General features: G+C 65.0%; 22 protein-coding genes and 1 tRNA gene. 9 read left to right on the forward strand and 14 right to left on the reverse strand.

From position 1 onward, the window contains the following. Positions 1 to 32 precede the first annotated feature (32 nt). The 4 genes from H7J73_RS02810 to H7J73_RS02825 all read left to right on the forward strand — a co-directional run bounded on the left by H7J73_RS02810 (position 33) and on the right by H7J73_RS02825 (position 1,803). Complete coding sequence (locus H7J73_RS02810; RefSeq protein WP_264065711.1) at positions 33 to 611, forward strand: Rv2240c family protein; 579 nt, start codon at positions 33 to 35, stop codon at positions 609 to 611. Positions 612 to 705: 94 nt separating this feature from the next. Then, positions 706 to 1,128, forward strand: coding sequence for a DUF3052 domain-containing protein (locus H7J73_RS02815; RefSeq protein WP_264065712.1), 423 nt, complete (start codon positions 706 to 708; stop codon positions 1,126 to 1,128). Further along, positions 1,128 to 1,649: a peroxiredoxin gene (locus H7J73_RS02820; RefSeq protein ID WP_264065713.1), complete on the forward strand. Its 522-nt coding sequence runs from the start codon at positions 1,128 to 1,130 to the stop codon at positions 1,647 to 1,649. The genes H7J73_RS02815 and H7J73_RS02820 overlap by 1 nt, the downstream gene beginning before the upstream one ends. Positions 1,650 to 1,728: 79 nt before the next feature. Next, a tRNA-Val gene (locus H7J73_RS02825) sits at positions 1,729 to 1,803 on the forward strand. Positions 1,804 to 1,998: 195 nt separating this feature from the next. Here the strand turns inward: H7J73_RS02825 and H7J73_RS02830 are convergent. The 10 genes from H7J73_RS02830 to paaA are packed head-to-tail and all read right to left on the reverse strand — an operon-like array spanning position 1,999 to position 9,788. Next, complete coding sequence (locus H7J73_RS02830; protein ID WP_264065714.1) at positions 1,999 to 2,805, reverse strand: enoyl-CoA hydratase/isomerase family protein; 807 nt, start codon at positions 2,803 to 2,805, stop codon at positions 1,999 to 2,001. Further along, on the reverse strand, positions 2,802 to 3,239 hold the full coding sequence (paaI, locus tag H7J73_RS02835) for a hydroxyphenylacetyl-CoA thioesterase PaaI (RefSeq protein WP_264065715.1): 438 nt from the start codon (positions 3,237 to 3,239) through the stop codon (positions 2,802 to 2,804). The genes H7J73_RS02830 and paaI overlap by 4 nt, the downstream gene beginning before the upstream one ends. Next, entirely contained in the window at positions 3,233 to 4,060 is an 828-nt protein-coding gene (locus tag H7J73_RS02840) for a 3-hydroxyacyl-CoA dehydrogenase family protein (RefSeq protein ID WP_264065716.1), read from the reverse strand. The genes paaI and H7J73_RS02840 overlap by 7 nt, the downstream gene beginning before the upstream one ends. Then, positions 4,057 to 4,803 (reverse strand): enoyl-CoA hydratase/isomerase family protein, encoded by a 747-nt coding sequence (locus H7J73_RS02845; protein ID WP_264065717.1) that lies wholly within the window; start codon positions 4,801 to 4,803, stop codon positions 4,057 to 4,059. Before H7J73_RS02845 ends, H7J73_RS02840 begins: the two co-directional genes overlap by 4 nt. Continuing rightward, positions 4,800 to 5,966: a thiolase family protein gene (locus H7J73_RS02850; RefSeq protein WP_264065718.1), complete on the reverse strand. Its 1,167-nt coding sequence runs from the start codon at positions 5,964 to 5,966 to the stop codon at positions 4,800 to 4,802. Before H7J73_RS02850 ends, H7J73_RS02845 begins: the two co-directional genes overlap by 4 nt. Positions 5,967 to 5,989: 23 nt before the next feature. Continuing rightward, positions 5,990 to 7,078: a 1,2-phenylacetyl-CoA epoxidase subunit PaaE gene (paaE, locus tag H7J73_RS02855; protein ID WP_264065720.1), complete on the reverse strand. Its 1,089-nt coding sequence runs from the start codon at positions 7,076 to 7,078 to the stop codon at positions 5,990 to 5,992. Position 7,079: 1 nt separating this feature from the next. Then, positions 7,080 to 7,592 carry a 1,2-phenylacetyl-CoA epoxidase subunit PaaD gene (gene paaD, locus H7J73_RS02860; protein WP_264065996.1) on the reverse strand — a complete coding sequence of 171 codons (513 nt, stop codon included), beginning with the start codon at positions 7,590 to 7,592 and terminating at the stop codon, positions 7,080 to 7,082. Positions 7,593 to 7,597: 5 nt separating this feature from the next. After that, positions 7,598 to 8,533, reverse strand: coding sequence for a 1,2-phenylacetyl-CoA epoxidase subunit PaaC (paaC, locus tag H7J73_RS02865; protein WP_264065721.1), 936 nt, complete (start codon positions 8,531 to 8,533; stop codon positions 7,598 to 7,600). A 14-nt stretch (positions 8,534 to 8,547) separates the two neighbouring features. After that, positions 8,548 to 8,844 (reverse strand): 1,2-phenylacetyl-CoA epoxidase subunit PaaB, encoded by a 297-nt coding sequence (paaB, locus tag H7J73_RS02870; RefSeq protein WP_264065722.1) that lies wholly within the window; start codon positions 8,842 to 8,844, stop codon positions 8,548 to 8,550. Further along, entirely contained in the window at positions 8,841 to 9,788 is a 948-nt protein-coding gene (gene paaA, locus H7J73_RS02875; RefSeq protein WP_264065723.1) for a 1,2-phenylacetyl-CoA epoxidase subunit PaaA, read from the reverse strand. The genes paaB and paaA overlap by 4 nt, the downstream gene beginning before the upstream one ends. 125 nt (positions 9,789 to 9,913) lie before the next feature. On the opposite strand from paaA, the gene paaZ reads away from it, so the two are divergent. The 3 genes from paaZ to H7J73_RS02890 all read left to right on the forward strand — a co-directional run bounded on the left by paaZ (position 9,914) and on the right by H7J73_RS02890 (position 12,946). Next, complete coding sequence (paaZ, locus tag H7J73_RS02880) at positions 9,914 to 11,962, forward strand: phenylacetic acid degradation bifunctional protein PaaZ (RefSeq protein WP_264065724.1); 2,049 nt, start codon at positions 9,914 to 9,916, stop codon at positions 11,960 to 11,962. Continuing rightward, entirely contained in the window at positions 11,962 to 12,261 is a 300-nt protein-coding gene (locus H7J73_RS02885) for an EthD family reductase (RefSeq protein WP_264065725.1), read from the forward strand. The genes paaZ and H7J73_RS02885 overlap by 1 nt, the downstream gene beginning before the upstream one ends. Before the next feature lie 67 nt (positions 12,262 to 12,328). After that, the gene (locus H7J73_RS02890; RefSeq protein ID WP_264065726.1) at positions 12,329 to 12,946 is read left to right on the forward strand and encodes a TetR/AcrR family transcriptional regulator; all 618 of its coding nucleotides are present in this window, start codon (positions 12,329 to 12,331) and stop codon (positions 12,944 to 12,946) included. A 3-nt stretch (positions 12,947 to 12,949) separates the two neighbouring features. On the opposite strand, the gene paaK is transcribed toward H7J73_RS02890, so the two are convergent. Next, a complete protein-coding gene (gene paaK, locus H7J73_RS02895; RefSeq protein ID WP_264065727.1) occupies positions 12,950 to 14,257 on the reverse strand; it encodes a phenylacetate--CoA ligase PaaK in 1,308 nt (435 codons plus the stop codon). Between the two features lie 139 nt (positions 14,258 to 14,396). Here paaK and H7J73_RS02900 point away from each other — a divergent pair, with 139 nt between their 5' ends. Both H7J73_RS02900 and H7J73_RS02905 read left to right on the forward strand, forming a co-directional pair. Further along, complete coding sequence (locus H7J73_RS02900) at positions 14,397 to 15,347, forward strand: AraC-like ligand-binding domain-containing protein (RefSeq protein WP_264065728.1); 951 nt, start codon at positions 14,397 to 14,399, stop codon at positions 15,345 to 15,347. A 34-nt stretch (positions 15,348 to 15,381) separates the two neighbouring features. Continuing rightward, positions 15,382 to 16,020, forward strand: a complete 639-nt coding sequence (locus H7J73_RS02905) for a TetR/AcrR family transcriptional regulator (protein WP_264065729.1) — start codon at positions 15,382 to 15,384, stop codon at positions 16,018 to 16,020. 118 nt (positions 16,021 to 16,138) lie between these two features. On the opposite strand, the gene H7J73_RS02910 is transcribed toward H7J73_RS02905, so the two are convergent. From H7J73_RS02910 to H7J73_RS02920, 3 genes are all read right to left on the reverse strand, one after another. Further along, on the reverse strand, positions 16,139 to 17,647 hold the full coding sequence (locus tag H7J73_RS02910) for an APC family permease (protein ID WP_264065730.1): 1,509 nt from the start codon (positions 17,645 to 17,647) through the stop codon (positions 16,139 to 16,141). A 380-nt stretch (positions 17,648 to 18,027) separates the two neighbouring features. Next, the gene (locus H7J73_RS02915; protein ID WP_264065731.1) at positions 18,028 to 19,332 is read right to left on the reverse strand and encodes an aspartate aminotransferase family protein; all 1,305 of its coding nucleotides are present in this window, start codon (positions 19,330 to 19,332) and stop codon (positions 18,028 to 18,030) included. Positions 19,333 to 19,392: 60 nt separating this feature from the next. Then, entirely contained in the window at positions 19,393 to 20,382 is a 990-nt protein-coding gene (locus H7J73_RS02920) for a phosphotransferase enzyme family protein (RefSeq protein ID WP_264065732.1), read from the reverse strand. Positions 20,383 to 20,447 lie beyond the last annotated feature (65 nt).

Here is a 20,447-nt window from a genome sequence, read left to right on the forward strand (position 1 = left end):
GGTCACGGTTGGTGGCGGTAACGTCTGCGACTGTGCTGATCAGATGGCCGCGAGAGGTCTGGCGCGGGTCCCGGATCGGCGCTCTGATCGCCGGCGGCGCGGTGGCGGCGTTGATGGGGCTGCTGGGCTGCACGACGGTCGTCGGCGGGTCCGCCGACGTCGACACCAACGCCGCGCCCGCCTACAAGGCCTCGGTGACGACGTCGATAGCGCAATCGGCGGCCAGCTCCAGCGCGAAGGAGACCGAGCGACAACTGTCGTCGACCACCGCTGCCGTACATACCGCCTGCGAGACGCTGAGTACCAGCAGCGCCGATGCCGTCGATGCGCTCAACTCGTTCGTGGCCGCGATGAACTCCAGCGGTGACCCGACGCCGACCGAAGGCCCCGCCGGTGCGGCACTGAACAACAGCGCGGATCTGGTCGCGACCAGCGTCAACAGCACCTTGCCGCAGCCCATGCAGGATGCGTTCAACGCCTGGAGCGATGCCGCCCACGCCACGGCGACGGCGGTCCTGGGACACCTCCCGCCGGCTGATTTCAACGCCGCCGTGACCCGGTTGAACGACACCAGGGCCAACGCGTTGAATCTCTGCGATGCGGCCTACTGAACGGTCAGTGTCGTGTTGCCGGTGACCTGCCGATGCGCTCTGTGCGACGATTAGGTCCATTACACACAGCGCAGATGTTGAAGGAGGTCCCACGTTGGTCGCGGCGGACGACGCCCCGCACTACGCCCGCAAATTGGGCATCCAAAAAGAGCAGGTTGTTCAGGAACTCGGCTGGGACGAGGACACGGACGACGACATTCGTGCAGAGGTGGAAGATGCCTCCGGTGCAGAGTTGCTCGATGAAGATGCGGACGAGGTCATTGACGTCGTCCTGTTGTGGTGGCGTGAAGGGGACGGGGACCTGGTAGACGCCCTGATGGATGCAATCGCGCCGCTTGCGGACGATGGCATCATCTGGGTACTGACACCGAAGACGGGCAAACCGGGGCACGTGATGCCCGCTGAGATCGCCGAGTCGGCGCCGACAGCGGGTTTGATGCAGACCTCGTCGGCCAACTTGGGCGACTGGAGTGCCAGTCGGCTGGTGCAGCCCAAATCGCAGGGCAAAACTCGCTGATGCTGGAAGTCGGCGCACCGGCGCCCGACTTCACGCTGAAGGACCAGAACGGGCGCCCGGTGTCGTTGAGCGGCTACTCGCTGCCTTCGGAAGGCGCGAAAAGCGTTCTGCTGGTGTTCTTTCCGCTGGCATTCACCGGGATTTGCCAGGGCGAGCTTGACCATGTCCAGGAGCACCTGGCCTCATTTCAGAACGACGAGACCGTGACCTTGGCGATCTCGGTCGGGCCGCCGCCGACGCACAAGGTGTGGGCCACGCAGAGCGGATTCTCTTTTCCGGTGCTCTCCGATTTCTGGCCCCACGGCGCCGTCGCGTCGGCGTACGGGGTGTTCAACTCCGCTACCGGTTTCCCCAACCGTGGGACTTTCCTGGTGGACCGGTCCGGAGTGATCCGGTTCGCCGAATGCAAAGAGCCGGGCGAGGCCCGCGATCAGAGTCTGTGGACGGCCGCGCTGGCGGCTGTGGGGTCCGTACCGGGGCCTGGGCTTGGGTCGGGGTCGAGATTGCGCCCAGGGTCGTGATTTCGGCCGTGCAGCAGCTCTGGTGTCAATCCCGACGATTTTGGGTTGGCCCCACCTCGCCGGTAACCTGCTCCGGCACGGGCGTGTAGCTCAGTGGTAGAGCTCTGGTTTTACACACCAGCGGTCGGGGGTTCGAAACCCTCCGCGCCCACCATCAAAACCGCAGGTCAGAGGCCTGCGGTCAAAATTTCCGGGCGGTTGTCGAGACCCCCGTTGTGCCAAGAGATTCGAACTCGCGATCCACGGGGTGCCAGCACTGATCCGACACTGCACGAGTCGGCATTCATTGCTCTTTTACCTCGACCCCGGGTGAGATGCCGCCGCGGTGGGGCGGAGCGGCAGCCCGTGTTCAACCGCCGGTGAAAACCGGCCTCTGCTTCGAGAGAAATGCCGCGACGGCTGCAGTGTGATCCTTGGATGCGCCGGCACGCGTCTGTGCTGCGGCCTCCTCGGTGAGTGTTTCTTCGAGGGTGCGCGGGTATGAGGTTGCGAGAAGTCGCTTGGTTTCGGCGTAGGCCCGAGTCGGCCCGGCAGCGAGTCGGCTGGCCAGCGCGCTTGCTTCTTCGACGGCGTTGCCTGGTTCGACGAGACGGCTGACCAAACCCATGCGGTCCGCCTGCTCACCGGTGAAGGGTTCGGCGAGCAGGATCAGCTCTTTGGCTCGCGCCTCGCCCAGTGCGCGGGGGAGCGAGTGCGCCAGGCCCGAGTCGCAGGTGAGGCCGATAGAGCTGAAGGCGGTGGACAGGTTGGCGTTGCGCGCGACGACTCGTAGGTCGCAGGCCAGGGCGAATCCCAGGCCGGCTCCTACGCAGACGCCTTCGATGGCTGCGATGACCGGCTTTGGCATCTGTGCCAGTGCGAGCACGATCGGTGAGTAGTGCTCTTCTACGGTGTCGAAGGCGTGGCCAGGTCGGTCGGCCAGCAGTGTCGCATGTTCGGCGAGATCTTGGCCTGCGCAGAACTGCCCGCCTGCGCCTGTGAGGACGACTGCTCGCACTGTGCAGTCACCGGCGAGGCGGCCGAGTTCGTCGCGAAGCGCGGTCTTGACGTTGTCGTTGAGGGCGTTCCGTCGTTGGGGCCGATTGATCGTGACGGTGGCCACCGAGTCTTGCTGGGTGGTCACCACTGGTGCGTCGTCGTTGTTCAGGTATGTCATCTCTGCTCCTGGATGATGGGGCGGTGAAGTGATCGGCTGCGCCCCCGGAACTCGGCGATCACGGTGTCGGTGTTTCGCACGGTCACGTCGTACACGCCGGAGCGGCCTCGCAGCGCGATCTGTCGGGCTTCGGCGACAAGAGTGTCGCCGAGCCGGCCCGACTCGAGGAAGGTGATGTCGAATCCTGCTGCTACGGTAACGATTCCGTGGCTATTGCAGGCCAAGGCGAACGCGCTGTCTGCCAGACTGGCGATCAGGCCACCGTGGCAGAGGTCCCAACCGTTGACCATATCGTCGCGAATCCTCATCGACACCTGGGCGGAGCCGGGGGCCACTTTGTCGATGACCATGCCCAGTGCCTTGCTGGCGTGGTCTTTGGACCACATGATCTCGGCGCTGCGCGAAGCGAGCTCCTGGGCATTAGGAGTCACCATGCGTAGAAACCTTGTCCGGTCTTGCGCCCGAGATGGCCGGCGGAAACTTTGTCGCGCAACACCTTCGGGGGTGTGAAGCGGGGACCGAGTTCGTCGGTCAGATGTTCGGCGATCGCGAGACGTACGTCGAGGCCGACGATGTCGGTCGTCTTGAGAGGTCCGACGGGGTGGCGGTAGCCCAGCGTCATTGCGGTATCGATGTCTTCTGCCGAGGCGACCCCTTCGTCGAGCATCCGCATGGCTTCCAGAGCGATGGCCACACCAAGCCGGCTACTGGCGAAGCCAGGGGAATCGGTCACCGTGATGGCCGTCTTGCCCAATCCGGCCACCCAGCGCTGGGCTTGCTCGACGAGTTCGGGTGTCGTCCGGCTGCCGACCACGACTTCGACCAGATCGCTGACGGGGACCGGGTTGAAGAAGTGCAGTCCGATGACCCGGCCGGGATGCGGAAGGTGTTCGGCGATCCGGTCGATGGACAGGGAACTGGTGTTGGAGCCTATCGCCGCGTGTGGGGCGACATCGGCGATCACGGTGAGGATTCGGCGTTTGAGATCGACCAGCTCTGGCACTGCTTCGATGACCAGTTCTGTGTCGGCCAGTGCCGCCGGATCGGTGTCGACGATGATATCGCCAGTGGCGTTGACACCCTTTTCGGCGGCTTTGGCCAGGCTCTTTTCGACGCGTTCGCGGGCCGCCTCCGCGGTGCGGTCGTCGCCCTCGATGACGGTGACCTGTGCTCCGACGACAGCGAATGCGTGCGCGATACCGGCGCCCATGCGGCCCCCGCCGTAAACGCCGACCTTAGAGGGTATTTCGGTCACTTTCTCTCCTTGCGTCGTTCGAGGAACGAGGTCATTCGGTCGTGTTTGTCCGAGGTTTCGAAGAGGACGGCCTGGGCGACGTTGTCGATGAGGGGATGGGCTGCGCGGGGTGCGTGGAAAACTGACTTCGTGAGCCGTACCGCCAGTGGCGCCTGACCTGTGATCCGGTCAGCAAGTCGGTGTCCGGCGGCTTCGAGGTCGGCGGCGGGTACCACCTCGTTCAGCAGTCGCGCCGCGTGCGCCTCGGTTGCGGTCAGGGTCCTGCCGGCAAGGAGAATCTCTTTGGCCAGTGGTTCGCCGACAAGCTCGCTGAGCCGCCACGCGGCGCCGGCGGCGGCCAGAATGCCGAGCCCGGGCTCGGGGTTGCCGATCTTGACCATTGGTGTGCCGATACGGAAATCACAGGCGTAGGCCAGTTCTGCGCCGCCGCCGAGGGCGTACCCGTCGAGCAGTGCGACGACCGGCATCGGCAGGCGGTGGATCCGGTCGAAGATGGCGGAGTTGATGCCGGCCAGAGCATCGTCGCGGCGTCGTTCACGCAGTTGGCCGATATCGGCGCCGGCGGCGAAGGTACCGCCGGAACCGATGAGCAGCGCTACTCGTGGAGACCGTTCGAGTTGTGCACATGCGTCGTGGAGCGCAGACACCAGGGCTTGGTCGATGGCGTTGCGCACTTCAGGACGGTTGAGTCGCAACACCACCCGGTCATCGAATTCTTCCACCAGAAGGGGCATTTCGCTCATGGCCGCTCCAGTAGCAGCGCAGATCCTTGCCCGACGCCGACACACATGGTGGCCAGTCCGCGACGACCACCAGCGCGCTCGAGTCGGTTCAGCAACGTCACTGTGATGCGAGTGCCTGAGCATCCCAGCGGATGACCCATGGCGATCGCGCCACCGTCGCTGTTGACGAGTTCGCTGTCGAGGCCGAGGTCGCCGATGCACGCCAACGCCTGCGCAGCGAATGCTTCATTCAACTCCACGGCATCGAGATCATCGACGGTCCAGCCGGTTCGGGCGAGCACCTTGTGCGTGGCCGGAACCGGACCGATGCCCATGACGTCGGGGGCGACACCTGCGTTGGCTGCCCCGACAACCCGGGCGCGTGGCGTCAACCCGTGCCGTGCCGCATAGCTCTCGCTGACCAGGATCACCGCTGCGGCACCGTCGTTGAGCGCACTCGAGTTACCGGCGGTGATCTTTCCACCCGGCCCGTGGATCGGTTTGAGACCCGCCAACCTCTCCAATGTGGTGTCCGGCCGTGGACCTTCGTCGACGGCGGTGTCACCTACGGCGATCACCTCGTTGTCGAAGTGCCCGTTCTTCCAGGCATTTACAGCACGCTGGTGGGAGCGCAGCGCGAAAACATCACACTGTTCGCGGCTGAAGTTCCACCGCTCGGCGACGCGCTCAGCGGTCTGCGGCATCGTGAGCGTGGTGTCGGCATCGAAGGTTGGATTGGTGAATCGCCAACCGATCGAGGTGTCGAAACTCCCGCCGGGTTTCGACCAAGCGCGGCTGGGCTTTTCAGTGACCCATGGCGCTCGGGTCATGGATTCGACACCACCGGCGACCACCACATCGGCGTCGCCGGCGGCGATCGCCTGCCGTGCCATCGCAATGGCGCTGAGCCCGGAGGCGCACAGTCGGTTGACTGTGACACCCGGTACGGAGTCCGGTAATCCGGCCAGCAGGGCGGCCATCCGCGCGACGTTGCGGTTGTCCTCGCCAGCTTGGTTCGCCGCTCCAAAGATCACTTCGTCGATGTCGGAGGGATCAACCCCGCAGCGGTCGACGACCGCGCGCACTGCGGTGGCGGCCAGATCGTCCGGTCGGATCGCGGCGAGGGCGCCGCCGTAGCGGCCGATGGGCGTACGAAGACCGTCGAGGATGAATGCCTCAGGCATCGGAGTCCTTTGGTTGTGGGGTCTCAGGCGTCGAAGTCGACGGTCACTTCTGTACTGATGGGGAAGGTCTGGCAGGCCAGGATGAAGTTGTCGGCCACCTCTGCGGGTTCGAGCGCGTAGTTACGCACCATGTCGACCTCACCGTCACAGACCTTGGCGCGGCACGTGCCGCACACTCCGCCTTTGCAGGCGAAGGGCAGGTCGCCGCGGGTCTCCTGTGCGGAGTCCAGGATGGTCCTGTCCCGCGCCATGGTGGTGGTGGCGGCCCGCCCGTCGAGCACGACGGTGACTTCGCTGGTGTCGCCGCCGATTACGCGGTCGCGGTGGCGCAGCTGCGGGGGAGGGGCGTCGACGTAGAACAGCTCGAAGTGCACCCGCTCGGCGGGGACCCGCAGCTCGCTGAGCACCAGCCGCGCGTCGGCAAGCAGGCCGAACGGGCCGCACAGCCAGACGTGATCGACCTCGTGGACGGGCACCAACGCGGTGAGCAACTCGCGCAGTCGTTCTGCGTCCAAGCGGCCGGAGAACAGCTCGACGTCACGAGCCTCGCGGGAGAGCACGTGGATCAGATCGAATCGGTGATGATGGGCGTCTTTGAGGTCGGCGAGTTCGTCGGCGAACATCACCGAGGTGGTGGTGCGGTTACCGTAGAGCAGCGTCACATGCGCCGACGGGTTGGTCAGTACCGTCGCCGCGATCGACAGCATGGGGGTGATGCCGGATCCTGCGGCGATGCAGAGGTGGCGCCCCCCTTGCTGGGCATCGGCGCGAAAGCTCCCAGTGGGTCCCTGCACCTCGATGCGGTCGCCGACCTTGACATCGCGCACCAACCATGACGAGAACAGCCCGTCCGGGATCTCCCGTACACCGATGCGGGGCGCGCTGCCCGCTGGTGAGCAGATCGAATAGCTGCGGCGGTGCTCTACTCCGTCGACGGTGCGTCGCAGTGTGAGTGCTTGGCCGGCATGGAATTCGAAGTTTTCGCGAAGGCTGTCGGGTACCGCGAACGTCACGGCCACGGCATCGTCGGTCACGCGCACGATGCGGGTCACCGTCAACGGGTGAAACGCCGAAAGTGTGGCGCGGTCCTCTGGGGTCAGTAGGCCGGTCACCTCAAATCTCCTTCACGTGGTCGAACGGCTCCAGACACGTCTGACAGCGGTAGAGCGCTTTGCACGCCGTCGAACCGAACTCCGAGGTCACCTCGACCTCGGTGGACGCGCATTGCGGACACCGCACGGCGCGGCGCGTGGGTGACAGTTGCAGGGCGACCGGGCCGCGGTGTCGTGGTGCGGGCCCTGGTGCTGAGATCCCTGCCTCGGTGATTGCCGCCCGACCCGCCGGGGTGATCCAATCGGTCGTCCATGCGGGGTGCAGCGAAACTCGGACTCGAACATCGTCGAAACCGTTGTCCTGCAATCTATGTACGAGATCGTCCCGCATGGTGGCCATGGCCGGGCACCCGGAGTAGGTGGGGGTGATAGACACGACGACTGTGGTCCCGTCGAGCTCGACCTCGCGCAGTACACCCAGGTCGGCCAGAGTCAGCATCGGCAGTTCAGGATCGACGACGGTCGCCGCCACCGTGCGAGCACGATCGAGGTCGACCAGGCGAGGCTCGATCATGGTGCTCACCAGGTTCCCTCGGGATGTGCGCGGGCGACGACCTGCATCTCGGCCAGCAGCCTGCTCAGCGCTTCGGTGTGCAGACCATGGCGGCCTGTGCGGCGTTGCACCCCGGCCAGGGGCCGGGCCGTCGGCCGCTCGAGACCGGCGGCCACCAGTACCTGCTCGATCACCACGTCGATCTCGTCGGCGACGGTGGCCGGGTCGACCCCGACTCCCGTGGCGGCGGCTTCGCGCTCCACCGGATGGGTGTCCCGCAGCTCTCCCCACAGCGGCCAGAGGCCGGTCATGGCGGCAACGAGCCGTCGGCGAGACTCATCGGTGCCCTGCGCCAGCGTCACGAACCAGCGGCCCGCGAAATCTCGATGATAGGCAAGCTCTTTGACGCCCTTGGCCGCGACGGCGGCCAGCACCGCGTCGGTGCTGTGCGCGAGGCGTTCGAACAGCGCGAGCCGCCAAGTGGCGAACATCAGGATCCGGGTGATGGCCTCGGCGAAGTCACCGTTGGGAACTTCGGCTAAGTGGATATTGCGGAACTGGTCCTGGTCGCGGAAGAACGCCAGCCGGTCCTCATCGGGTACCGGTGATCCTGAGGGCAGGGTGGGAACGACCGACGCGTCGGCAGCGGCGGCCCGGGCGAGCAGCAGCCGTGCCTGCCCCAACAGGTCGAGCGCGATGTTGGCCAGCGCGATGTCCTCTTCGAGGTCCGGAGCGTTGCTGCACCACTGCGAAAGCCGTTGTGACAGAACCAGTGCGTCATCGCCGAGCATCAGACAGTATTGCGCCAGGACGGTCGGGTTCACGCCGGCGGGGATGGTGGTGTCCACTCCAGCGAGCGGGTCTTCGAAGTCGGTGCCGAAAGCCCAGTGGGCGTCGTTGACCAGCAGGCCGGCGTAGGCATTCTCGTGCTCGTCGGTTGCGGGGGTATGTACGTCAGGCATAGGTGTCTCCGCGCTCACATGTGGGGTACGTGGTCGGGGATGTCGTAGAAAGTGGGATGCCGGTACACCTTGTCGCCGCTGGGGGCGAACAACGGATCCTTCTCATCCGGGCTGGAGGCCACGATCCGGTCGGAGCGAACCGCCCAGATGCTGACACCTTCGTTGCGCCGGGTATAGACATCGCGGGCATGGCACAGCGCCATCTCGTCGTCAGGGGCATGCAGGGAGCCGACATGCACGTGGTTGAGACCTCGTTTACCGCGGACGAAGATCTCATACAGCGGCCATTCACCGCTGATCTGGTGGGTCATCGGGTGAGTTCCTTCTGTTTGGACGCGAACGCGGTGGCTGCCTCACGCACCCACGCTCCCTCGTCACGGGCCTTTCTGCGGTGGGCGATGCGCTGAGCGTTGCAGGGACCGTCACCTTTGACCACGGCCCGGAACTCGTCCCAATCGATCTCGCCGAAGTCGTGTGACTGCCGATGCTCGTTCCACTTCAGGTCCGGGTCGGGCAACGTGACGCCGAGTGCTTTGGCCTGGGGGATCGACATATCGACAAACCGTTGGCGCAATTCGTCATTGGTGTGTGTCTTGATACCCCATGCCATGGATTGCTCAGTGTTGGGAGAGGCGTCATCGGGTGGGCCGAACATCATCAGCGCCGGCCACCAGAACCGGTTGACCGACTCCTGCACCATGGCGCGCTGGGCGTCGGTACCGCGCATCATCGTCATCAGCAGCTCGTACCCCTGCCGCTGGTGAAATGACTCCTCCTTGCAGATTCGGATCATCGCGCGGCCGTAGGGCCCGAAAGACGTACGGCACAACGGAACCTGGTTGCAGATCGCAGCGCCGTCCACCAACCAGCCGATGGTGCCGACGTCGGCGTAGGTCAGGGTGGGGTAGTTGAAGATCGACGAATATTTCTGTGCGCCGCTGATCAGCAGGTCGGTCAGTTCCTGCCGGGACGCACCCAACGTCTCCGCTGCTGAGTACAGGTACAGCCCGTGACCGGCTTCGTCCTGCACCTTGGCCAACAGGATCGCTTTGCGTCGCAGTGAGGGAGCACGACCGATCCAGTTGCCCTCGGGTTGCATTCCGATGATCTCTGAATGCGCGTGCTGCGCAACCTGTCTGATGAGCGTTTTGCGGTAGGCATCGGGCATCCAGTCGCGGGGTTCGATGCGTTCCTTGGCGGCGACGGTCGCCTCAAACCGTGCGGCGAGTGTGGGATCTGCGACGGCCGAGGACATGGGCACCTCCGGTGCTTGGACGACTTCTCGCGGGCTATTTACTGACCGAACGGTCTGTACTATGTTGGCACACGCAGAGCGGACCGCGCAATGGCCCGCGCGCATCGATCGGAAGGAAGCTCATCGTGAGCGCACTGCTGGAGAGCTATATCGCGGGACAGTGGTTTCGCGCCCAAGACGAGGGAGAGCCGGTCGTAGACGCGGTGACCGGAGAGGAGGTCGCCCGGGTCTCGAGCCGCGGCCTGGATTACGCGGCATTGGTGAACCATGCTCGCTCGGTCGGTGCGCCGGCGATCCAGGCCCTGACCTTCCACGAGCGAGCGGGCCTGCTCAAGTCCCTGGCCAAACATCTCGGCGGTGTCAAAGACGAGTTCTACGCCCTGTCCGCGCGCACCGGTGCCACCCGGCGCGATTCGATGGTCGACATCGACGGCGGTATCGGCACGGTGTTCTCCTATGCGAGCAAAGGCACGCGCGAGCTGCCCAATGACACCATCGTGCTCGACGGCCGGTTCGAGCCGCTGGGCAAACAGGGCACCTTCCTGGGCCAGCACATCTACATCTCCCGGCCCGGGGTCGCGGTGCAGATCAACGCCTTCAACTTTCCGGTCTGGGGCATGCTGGAGAAGCTCGCGCCTGCCTTCCTTGCCGGTCTGCCCAGCATCGTCAAGCCGGCCAGTCAGACCGCCTACCTGACCGAGGCCGTCGTGCGCAGGATCCTCGAGTCCGGCATCCTCCCCGAGGGCAGCATCCAACTGGTGTGCGGCAGTGCCGGCACGCTGCTCGACGAGCTGACCGAACAGGACTGCGTTGCGTTCACCGGTTCAGCCCACACCGCGGCGATCCTGCGCAACCACTCGTCGGTGCTGCACGGCGGTGTCCGGTTGGGGGTGGAGGCCGACTCTCTCAACAGCGCGATCCTGGGTCCCGACGTCATGACCACCGATCCTGAATTCGACCTGTTCGTCAAGAGCGTGGTGACCGAGATGACGGTGAAGGCCGGCCAGAAGTGCACGGCTATCCGCCGGGTTCTCGTCCCAGTGGACATCGCCGACGAGGTCGTCGACGCGATCAGTGCGAAACTCGCCAAGGTTACTGTCGGCAACCCCTCCGACGACAGTGTACGAATGGGAGCGCTGGCCAGTCTCGCCCAGCGCGACGAGGTGCGAAAAGCAGTTGAGGCACTGGGGAATGCGGCCGACATCGTGTTCGGTGACCCGAATCAGGTCGATGTCGTCGGCGCCGACGCCGAGAAGGGCGCGTTTCTGTCCCCGGTGTTGCTGCGGGCCCGTCCGGGTGCGGTTGAACCGCACGATATCGAGCCGTTCGGTCCGGTGGCCACCGTGCTGAGCTACGGCAGCATCGCCGAGGCGGTCGAGCTTGCCGCGCGGGGTCGGGGCAGCCTGGTCGTGTCCCTCGTGAGCCACGACCCCCAGGTGGCCCGAGACGTGGCGCTCGGGGTGGCGCCGTGGCACGGCCGGCTGCTGGTTCTCGATCGCGACGACGCAGGCGAATCCACCGGCCACGGCAGCCCGCTGCCGGTGCTGGTGCACGGCGGGCCCGGGCGCGCGGGCGGTGGCGAGGAACTCGGCGGAATCCGCGCAGTCCTGCACCATATGCAGCGCACCGCGATTCAAGGATCACCGGACATGCTGACGGCCGTCACGGGCCAGTGGTTCACGGGATCGCGGCGCCGCGGCGGCGAAGTGCACCCGTTCCGCAAGAGTCTCGCTGAGCTCAAGATCGGCGACAGCATCGAATCGGACTCCCGGCAGGTGACGCTGGACGATATCGATCACTTCGCCGAATTCACCGGTGACACGTTCTATGCCCATACCGATCCGGAGGCGGCAGCGGCCAATGCGCTGTTTGGCGGCATCGTCGCTCACGGCTACCTCGTGGTGTCGTTGGCTGCCGGACTTTTCGTTGAGCCCAACCCGGGTCCGGTGTTGGCGAACTTCGGAGTCGATAACCTACGTTTCCTGACGCCGGTGAAGGCCGAGGACACCATTCGGGTGACGTTGACTGTCAAGCAGATCATTCCTCGTTCGAGTGCCGACTACGGCGAGGTGCGCTGGGACGCGGTGGTCATCAACCAAGAGGGCGCTGCGGTGGCCACCTATGACGTACTGACACTGGTTGCAAAGACCTGGCCGCAGGAAGGGCAGAACTGATGTACCGCTTGACGATTCAGTATCGGACGCCTGCTGATCCGGAGGCGTTCGACACACGCTATTTCGAGCAGCATGTGCCGCTGTGCCGGCCGCTGCCCGGGTTGCGGGCCGCGTCGTTCTCGAAACCGCGGATACTCGGTGACGGGACAGCGCCCTACCTGGTGGCCGAGTTCGATTTTGACGATGCCGTCGCTCTCAAATCGGCGCTGCGGTCACCGGAGATGGCCGTGGTGGCCAAGGACGCCGAGGCGCTCCCCGCCGAGCGGGTGATGTTCACCGCCGAAATCGTCGGCGGGTGACCCTCCGGCGCGCTGCGGTTCCTCGTCGCTGAGGGCCCGCAGCGCGCAGCGTGGGAGCATGGTGGCTATGACCGACAGCTCCAACCAGGGCACGCGCCTGCCGTCGGGTGAGCTGCGTCCGATCTACAACCGCGATCTGCTGCTGGACGTCGCGGTGCGGGTGTTTACCGAACGCGGCTACGACGGCACCAGTTTTCAGCATCTGTCTCTGGCATCGGGGCTGTCGAAGTCCTCGATCTACCATCACATCGAAGGCAAGGAACAACTGCTGCGTCTAGGCCTGCAGAAGGCGCTGGAACCCCTCATGGCAAGCATTGGGGAGCCCGCTGCGACCACCGGTTCGGCGGTGGACCGGTTGACGTATCTGATCCGCAGCAACCTTCAGATCATGGCCGATCGGTTGCCCTACGTCACGTTGCTGCTCAACGTGCACGGAAATACCGAGACCGAGAGGTGGGCGCTGGAACAGCGGCGCACCTATGACAAATTCGTGGCCGCGGTTGTGCAGGAAGCGATCGACGAAGGCGACGTACGTTCTGACCTCGACGCGCGCACCACGGCTCGGTTGATCTTCGGCATGACCAACTCGGTGCGGGAGTGGTACCGGCCAGACCGCGACACCACTCCCGATCAACTTGCCGCGCAAGTCAGTTCGATGCTGATGGACGGCATCCGCGCGCGCTGAGGGTCAGCGAATCGGACGCTGGTCCACTATGCGGCGCATCTTGCCTGCGGACCGCTCCACCGCGTCCGGCACTACGACCTCGATGTTGACGGAGACACCAATCTTGTTCTTGACCAACCGCTTCAACGCAGCGGAGGCATCGTTGGCGTCTGCCGAGGTGCACCCTGATCGATGTTCCACCCGCACGGTGAGCTCATCGAGTTTGTCGCGGCGGGACAGTACGCACTGAAAGTGCGGGGACAGAGCAGGCACCTGCAGGATGATTTCCTCGATCTGGGTGGGGAACAGGTTGACGCCGCGGAGAATGATCATGTCGTCGGTCCGGCCGGTGATCTTCTCGATTCGGCGCATCGACCGGGCGGTCGGGGGAAGCAGCCGGGTCAAATCCCGGGTGCGGTAGCGGATGATCGGCATCGCCTGCTTGGTCAGCGAGGTGAAGACCAGCTCGCCTTCCTGGCCGTCGGGCACCGGCTGAAGCGTCTCGGGATCGACGATCTCGGGGTAGAAGTGGTCCTCCCACACGGTGAGACCGTCTTTGGTCTCGACGCACTCGCTGGCTACGCCGGGGCCGATGATCTCCGATAGGCCGTAGATGTCGACGGCGTGTATGTCGAGGCGCTGTTCCATCTCTGCGCGCATGTCGTTGGTCCACGGTTCGGCCCCGAAGATACCGACTTTCAACGACGTTGAGCGGGGGTCGATTCCCTGCCGTTCCATCTCGTCGATGAGCGAGAGCATGTAGGACGGGGTGACCATGATGATGTCGGGCTGGAAATCGCGGATCAGCTGAACCTGACGCTCAGTCATTCCTCCGGACACCGGAACCACTGTGCAGCCAAGCTTTTCGGCGCCGGCGTGCGCGCCGAGTCCGCCGGTGAACAGGCCGTAACCGTAGGCGTTGTGGAGAATGTGCCCGCGCCGGCCGCCGGCGGCGCGGATGCTGCGGGCCACGACCTTCGACCAGGTGTCCAGATCTTCGGCGGTGTAACCGACCACAGTCGGACGCCCGGTAGTCCCCGACGAGGCGTGCACCCGCACCACCTCCTCGCGGGGCACGGCGAACATGCCGAACGGATAGTTCTCCCGCAGATCGCTTTTCGAGGTGAAAGGCAGCTTGGCGAGGTCCGCGAGCGACTTGACGTCGTCGGGGTGCACACCCGCGGCATCGAACGAGGTGCGGTAATGCGCAACGTTGTCGTAGGCGTGCCGGATCGACCACCGCAGCCGATCCAGCTGCAGTTCCCGCAATTCATCGGCGGATACCGTTTCAATTTGGTCCAGATCACCCGGGCGCGGGCTCATGTCGAGCATGGAATTCTCGCTTCGTCAGTGGTGCAGGTGTCTACAGTCGCCGATCGGCGGCGACGGAACTTGGACTGTGCCGCACCAAACTTGACCGACCGAACATTCGGTGAGTACGGTGACAATGGTCACCTGGAGGGGCGGTCGAATGGAAGCGAATACGGTTGTCGCACCTCGGGATTTCGACGACTGGCGGGAACACATCTGCCGCACATTCGTGCCCCTGCGTGCCCACTGCGCCGACAACGGACGTGGCTTCTCCGGCGACGTCGAGTCGACAAATCTGGGTGCGGTGATCCTCGCGGAGGTGACCGCGTCGGGTGCGGTGGTCGAACGTACGGCGCGGCTGATCCGGCAGGACGATCCCGAGCTGTACAAGTTCGGGCTGCTGGTGAGCGGGGAGTGCGTCGTCGAACAGCGCGGTCGCCAAGCCCATCTTCGGGCCGGAGACTTCGCGATATATGACACCTCGCGGCCGTACCGAATCGCCTTCGGCGACAACTTCCGCATGACGATCGCCATGTTTCCGCGATCTCTGGTACGTCTGCCTGCAGCCAAAATGGCTGATCTGACCGCGTTGCGCCTCGCCGGTGACACCGGACTGGGTTCGCTGATCGCACCTTTGATCCGGGGCCTGAGCGCTGGCGTCAGCGACGGCCGGCCGGTCATCGCTCACCACCTCGGTGACGCCGTGGTGGATCTGGTGACGGCGGCCTTCGCCCAGCAGTTGCAGGCCCCGCTGGATCCGGCCACCTCCACCGCGCAGCGCAAACTCCTGGTACAAGCAACCACCTATATCGACGATCACCTGCACGATCCCGACTTGAGCAGCAAGACCATCGCCGAGGCGCACTTCGTCTCGGTGCGACTGGTACAGAAGGCTTTTGAGGCTGATGGAACCTCGGTGTCGAGTCTGATCCGGTCTCGACGGCTGGAACGGTGCCGGCGCGACCTGGTGGATCCGGGGTGCCTGCACCTGCCGATCGCCTATGTCGGCCACCGGTGGGGTTTCCCAGACCCGGCCTACTTCTCGCGGGTGTTCCGTAACGCATACGGCCTGAGCCCGCGTGAGTTCCGCAAGGTCCACGCGGCGGGGTGAGCGTTCGGCTCGCGTCACTGCAACGATGAACGGTATGACTGGTGAATCGGACCGCGCCCCCGCGCCGCATCCACGGCGCCCCCGTGGCCGGCCGGGCCATACCAGGGACGACGTGCTGCGACACGCCATCGGGTTGTTCAACCGCCGAGGGTACGACGCCGCTTCGATCAGCGACTTGGCGAGGGAGCTCGGAGTCACCAAATCGGCCGTCTTCTATCATTTCGATAGCAAAGAGTCGATGTTGGCGGCCGCCCTCGACGAAGCCCTTGATGCGCTGTCCGATGCGGTGGCAGACGGTGAGCAGGCGGTCGGCGGGAGCGGGGCATACGACCGGTTGCGCTCCACTGTGCAGGCGGCGGTGACCATCCTGGTGCAGCACCTCCCGGCCGTGACGCTGCTGCTGCGGGTCCGAGGGAACAGCCCGCTGGAGCAGCAGGCGTTGAAGAGGCGCCGTGACCTCGACGACCGGATCGCGGTGCTCGTGCAGAACGCGGTGCAGGAGGGAGGGATCCGGGGGGATATCGCTCCCGACGTCATCAGCAGACTGATCTTCGGCATGGTCAACTCCCTCACCGAGTGGTACCAGCCCGGTGGCGCAGTGGACGAGGGCACGCTAGCAGCCTCGGTCACCGGGGTGTTGTTCGAAGGATTGGCCAGCGACCACGGCCGATGACGGCGGTGAGCACGACATCCGATTGGCGGTAAGCGGTTTCACGCGATTAGTCGAGTTCGTCCGGGCGCGTCGGTCGACGTCGCCCGGTCGCAGCGGGCCGCGACCGGGCGACGAATCGCTACTGCAGCGGAGTCGTGGTGGGGACTGTGGTCGGGACCGCGGCCACGTCGCCGTGCCTAAGGTCGTAACGCTCCATGTCGTCAAGCAGGTTGGCGTACACAGTGGGTCGGCGCGCCTTCAACCAGAACGCCGTCGCCACGCCACTGACCAGAGCGAGCGCCAAGAGCCATGGCAGTCGTCCGATCACGGGGTCGTCTGAACCCGCCAACACCGAGAAGTTCACGATCGCCAAAGTGACAATGGTCGCCAGCCCGAGCGAGCCGGCGGCGGGGGCGAGGATGGCGCGCACCACCCGCGGGTCCCGGGTACGGGTGAAGTACACCGTGATTGCCGCCGCAGCAAGAGCCTGCAGCGTGAGAATCGCCAGGGTGCCGAAACCGGTCATCGAGGGCGTCAAAGCCGTCATCGGATCCAGGCCCAGCGCAAAATAGATCGCCGCGACCGCAAGACCGAAGCCGAGCTGGGCAAGGCTTGCGTTCTGCGGGCATCCGTTCGAGTTTCGGGTGCGCGCCAGCACACTGGGCAGGATGCCGACGCGGGCGTGGGCGTAGATGTAGCGGGTGGCCGAATTGTGCAGGGCCAGAATTGCTGCGAACAGCGAGACCAACAACAGCACCATCATGGTGTTGGTCAGGAAGGTGCCGAGGTACTGCGCAGAGAGCATGAAGACGAGATCTCCGGTGGGCAGGTGCTCGATCGCCGCGCTCTGCGCCTGCGAGACACCCAATGCGCTCACGATCGCCCAGGTGGTGACGGCGGCGAAGACACCGATGAAGGTGATGGCGATGTAGGTGGCACGCGGAATGGTCCGACGCGGGTCCTTGGCTTCCTCGGCGAACAGACCGGTTGCCTCGAAGCCGACGAAAGCGTTGGCGGCGAACAGCAAAGCGATTCCGACTGAGCCCGTGGTGACGGTCTGCGGAGCGAATGCGTCCAGGGAGTATCCGGTGGCGGCAAGGATTCGGATATCGAGCAGGACCAAGATCGATACCTCAAGGACCAGGCACACACCGAGCAGGCGTGCACTGAACCCGATCCCTCGCCGCGTGAAGACGAAGATGAGAACGACCACGATCACGCTCCAGACGAACCAGGGCAGTGACAGGCCGGTGAGCGTCTCGATGATGGTCGATGCGAAGAACCCGCCGACGCCCAAAGCCCCTGCGACGAAGCAGTTGTAGCCGAGCATCGCGGTGAAGCCAGCCCCCACTCCCATGGGGCGTCCCAGTCCTTTCACGACGACGGCATAGAACCCGCCGGCGCTGACCAACTTCTTCGACATCTGGGCGTAGCCGACAGCGAACAGCAACAGGATGCCTGTGGTGACGATGAATGCTGCGGGCATTCCGCCGCCGTTGCCGAGGGCGATGCCCAGCGTGGCGATGACGACGATGCCGGTCAGGGGCGCGACAGCGGCAAGGACCAGGAAGACCACACCACCCACTCCGAGGGTGTTGGTCGCTAGGTCGGACGTCGCCGCCGGCGCGGCATTGGAGGGTCGTTTCATCACAGCTCTTTCTGGGTGAAGGTGCATGAAAAGGACTGGCACGGGAAGAATTTCCCGGTGCGATGTATGCGGACCGTCCAGACGCGCAGGCGATCCGGTGAGCGAGGCTCTGTCCGGCCGGACAGAGGAAGCGGCGAAGGCTGATGGTGCGGGGTCGTCGGCCGGCTTGTGGCGAGCGCACGGAGGAGTGTGCGCCGTTCGAGTCATACGAGAGGAAGTGGCGGACAGGATCTCGGCGTTGTTGCGCGGTCTAGGGTGGGCTTCGGTCCAGCAGTGTGTCCCGCCGGCGACGTACTACGGGTGATCGCCGAGAGTCAACGGATCGTCTTGTTCCACAAGAACATTGGAATTTGAAAGTGACTGCGTCGATCATGGGGTGGTCACCGGCGGACTTGGTCGAGGGACTTGGCGAACGCATTGATCGCGAAGTCGGCGTGGTCGGTGTCGAAGGCCAGCGGTGGTCGGATCTTGAGGACTTCGTCTAGGCGCCCGACCCGGCCGATCAGGACGCCGTTGGCACGCATCGCCTCGACGACGGCGCGCGCGGTGGAGCCGTCGGATTCACCGGAGTGGGGATCGACGAACTTCATGCCGAGGAACATCCCGGTTCCGCGGACACCGACGAGTCTGTCGTCACCGTCGACCAGATCTTGCATGCCGGCGACGAACGTCGCTGATGCCTGTTGTGCGCGGAGCATCAGTTCTTCGGTTTCCATGACATGGAGCACTGCCAGCCCGGCGGCGCCAGCGGCGGGGGAGGTGGCGAAAGTGTTGAAGTACAGGTTGGCCTCGGAGAAGGACTCGATGAGATCGGCGGGAGAAATGACGGCGCCGAGAGGGAATCCGTTGCCCATCGGTTTGCCGAGCACGACGAGATCGGGGACAAAACCGGTGGCTTCGAAACCCCACATGTGGCCGGCTGTGCGGCCGAGCCCGCTTTGCACTTCGTCGGAGATCACCAGGCCGCCGGCTTGGCGGACACGCGCGCACAGGCCGTCGAGGTATCCGAGGGGCAGTCGTGGTAATCCCTCGGTGGAGAACAGTGGATCGAACAGCGCCGCGGCCACGCCGTGGCCGGTCCGCTGCAGGTCAGCGATGGCGTGGTCGATCTGGAGCAGAGCGTCCTCGACGGAGAAGGACGGGTCAAGGACGTCGGGGGCGGTGAAGGTGCGTACGTGGGCGCCGAGCGGCTCCGAGGTTGGGAGGCCGGTGGTGATGGAGACCAGCGCTTGGGTGTTGCCGTGGTAGCTGTGATCGCTGACCAACACTCCGGTGCTGCGGGTGTGGAACCGTGTCAGCCGAAGCGCGAGGTCATTGGCCTCGGAGCCGCTGTTGGTGAAGAACATCATGTCCAGCGGGGCGGGGAAAAGGGACAGCAACCGCTCTGCGTATTCGATGGGAGTATCGGTCAGATAGCGACTGTGCACGTTGACCGTAGACATCTGCTGGCTTACCGCCTCGATGATCGCGGGGTGGCAGTGGCCGACGTGCGGAACGTTGTTGTACGCGTCGAGGTAGGTTCGCCCGTCGGAACCGGTGACCTGGACCCCGCGCGCTGCAACGATCTGAAGAGGATCACGGTAGAACATCGGGGTATGGCGTCCCAGAACCGCTTGGCGGCGCAGCAGAAGATCCGAGGCTTCCGATGGGGGTCGTGTCTCGAGAGTGGGGTGTAGTGCTGTCATTACGAACCTTTGTTGGTAGTCGTGGCGCCCGCAGGTTGGGCGGTGGCGGCGGTGGCGTCCCTAGCGGGCGACGGCGAGGTAGTGGGCAGCGTTCTGGGTGACCTGGGCGACGAGGTGCTCGGCGATGAACTCGGCGGTGGGGTCACCGCGCCGGGCCGCAGCCCATCCGAGGTAGGTCAACCCTCGCGCCAGCAACATCGCAGTGAGCGACTCGTCCTCGATGTGTCCGCGGGTATGGGCGTACCCATCGAGGAGTGCGCTCTTGAACTCGCGGTAGCGGGGGTGGGGCTGGAACCAGAACAGCATGGTCGCGAGTTCAAACGCGTGCCAGCCGGCTCCGCAGTCGTCGAAGTCGATCAGCACCAAGTCCTCGCCGGCGAGGAGGACGTTCTCAGGAGTGAAGTCAGCGTGGATGAGCGAGAAGTTCTCTGGGCTGGTGCCTACGCGGGCGAGGTGGTGCTGCATCTTGGCAACTGCATCAGTCAAAAGCGGCCGCGCGGAAGCGATTTCGGGTAGCGCGAACGGGTCGCCCCAGACCGCATGCGGACCCACCAGGCCGTCGAAGTCCCAACGGGGCCGGAGCCGGCTCAGGTCGTTGGCGTGTGCGCTCAGATGGTTGTGGAGCCGGCCGGCCAGTTCGCCGCCGCGGCGGAAGTGATCCGGCGTGGTTGTCGCTGTGCCGTCGAAGGCGCTTTCGATGTCGCCGAGGGGCGCGGCGTCGGGAATCCAGGTCAAGACGCTGACCGTCCTCGTGGTGCCGTTGTGACTGGTCGAGGTGTGGAGGCCGCCATCGGCGGCCTTGACTACTCCGGGCACCGTGAAGCCGTGGTCGGCGAGTTGGTTGAGCAGTTCAAGTTCGGCGTTGATCGCCGCTGTGCTGTTGTACTGCGCACGATGGAGGCGAACAGCGAATTCGCCTCGCCGGTGCACAAGGCGGAAGACGTGGTTCTCCCGGTACTTCACCAGCGTGAGATCGCCCTCGTGAAGTCCGAAGGCGGGTAGTGCCTCGCATACGGCGGTGGTTGCGGAACTGGCTGCGTCAGCGGACATGGTGACTGTCTTTCCACGAGAAGTCGACCCGGTGTCGGGGAGCGGGTGATGGCGCTCACGTTCGG

It is taken from the genome of Mycolicibacterium komossense (assembly GCF_025822605.1).
Classification (GTDB): domain Bacteria; phylum Actinomycetota; class Actinomycetes; order Mycobacteriales; family Mycobacteriaceae; genus Mycobacterium; species Mycobacterium komossense.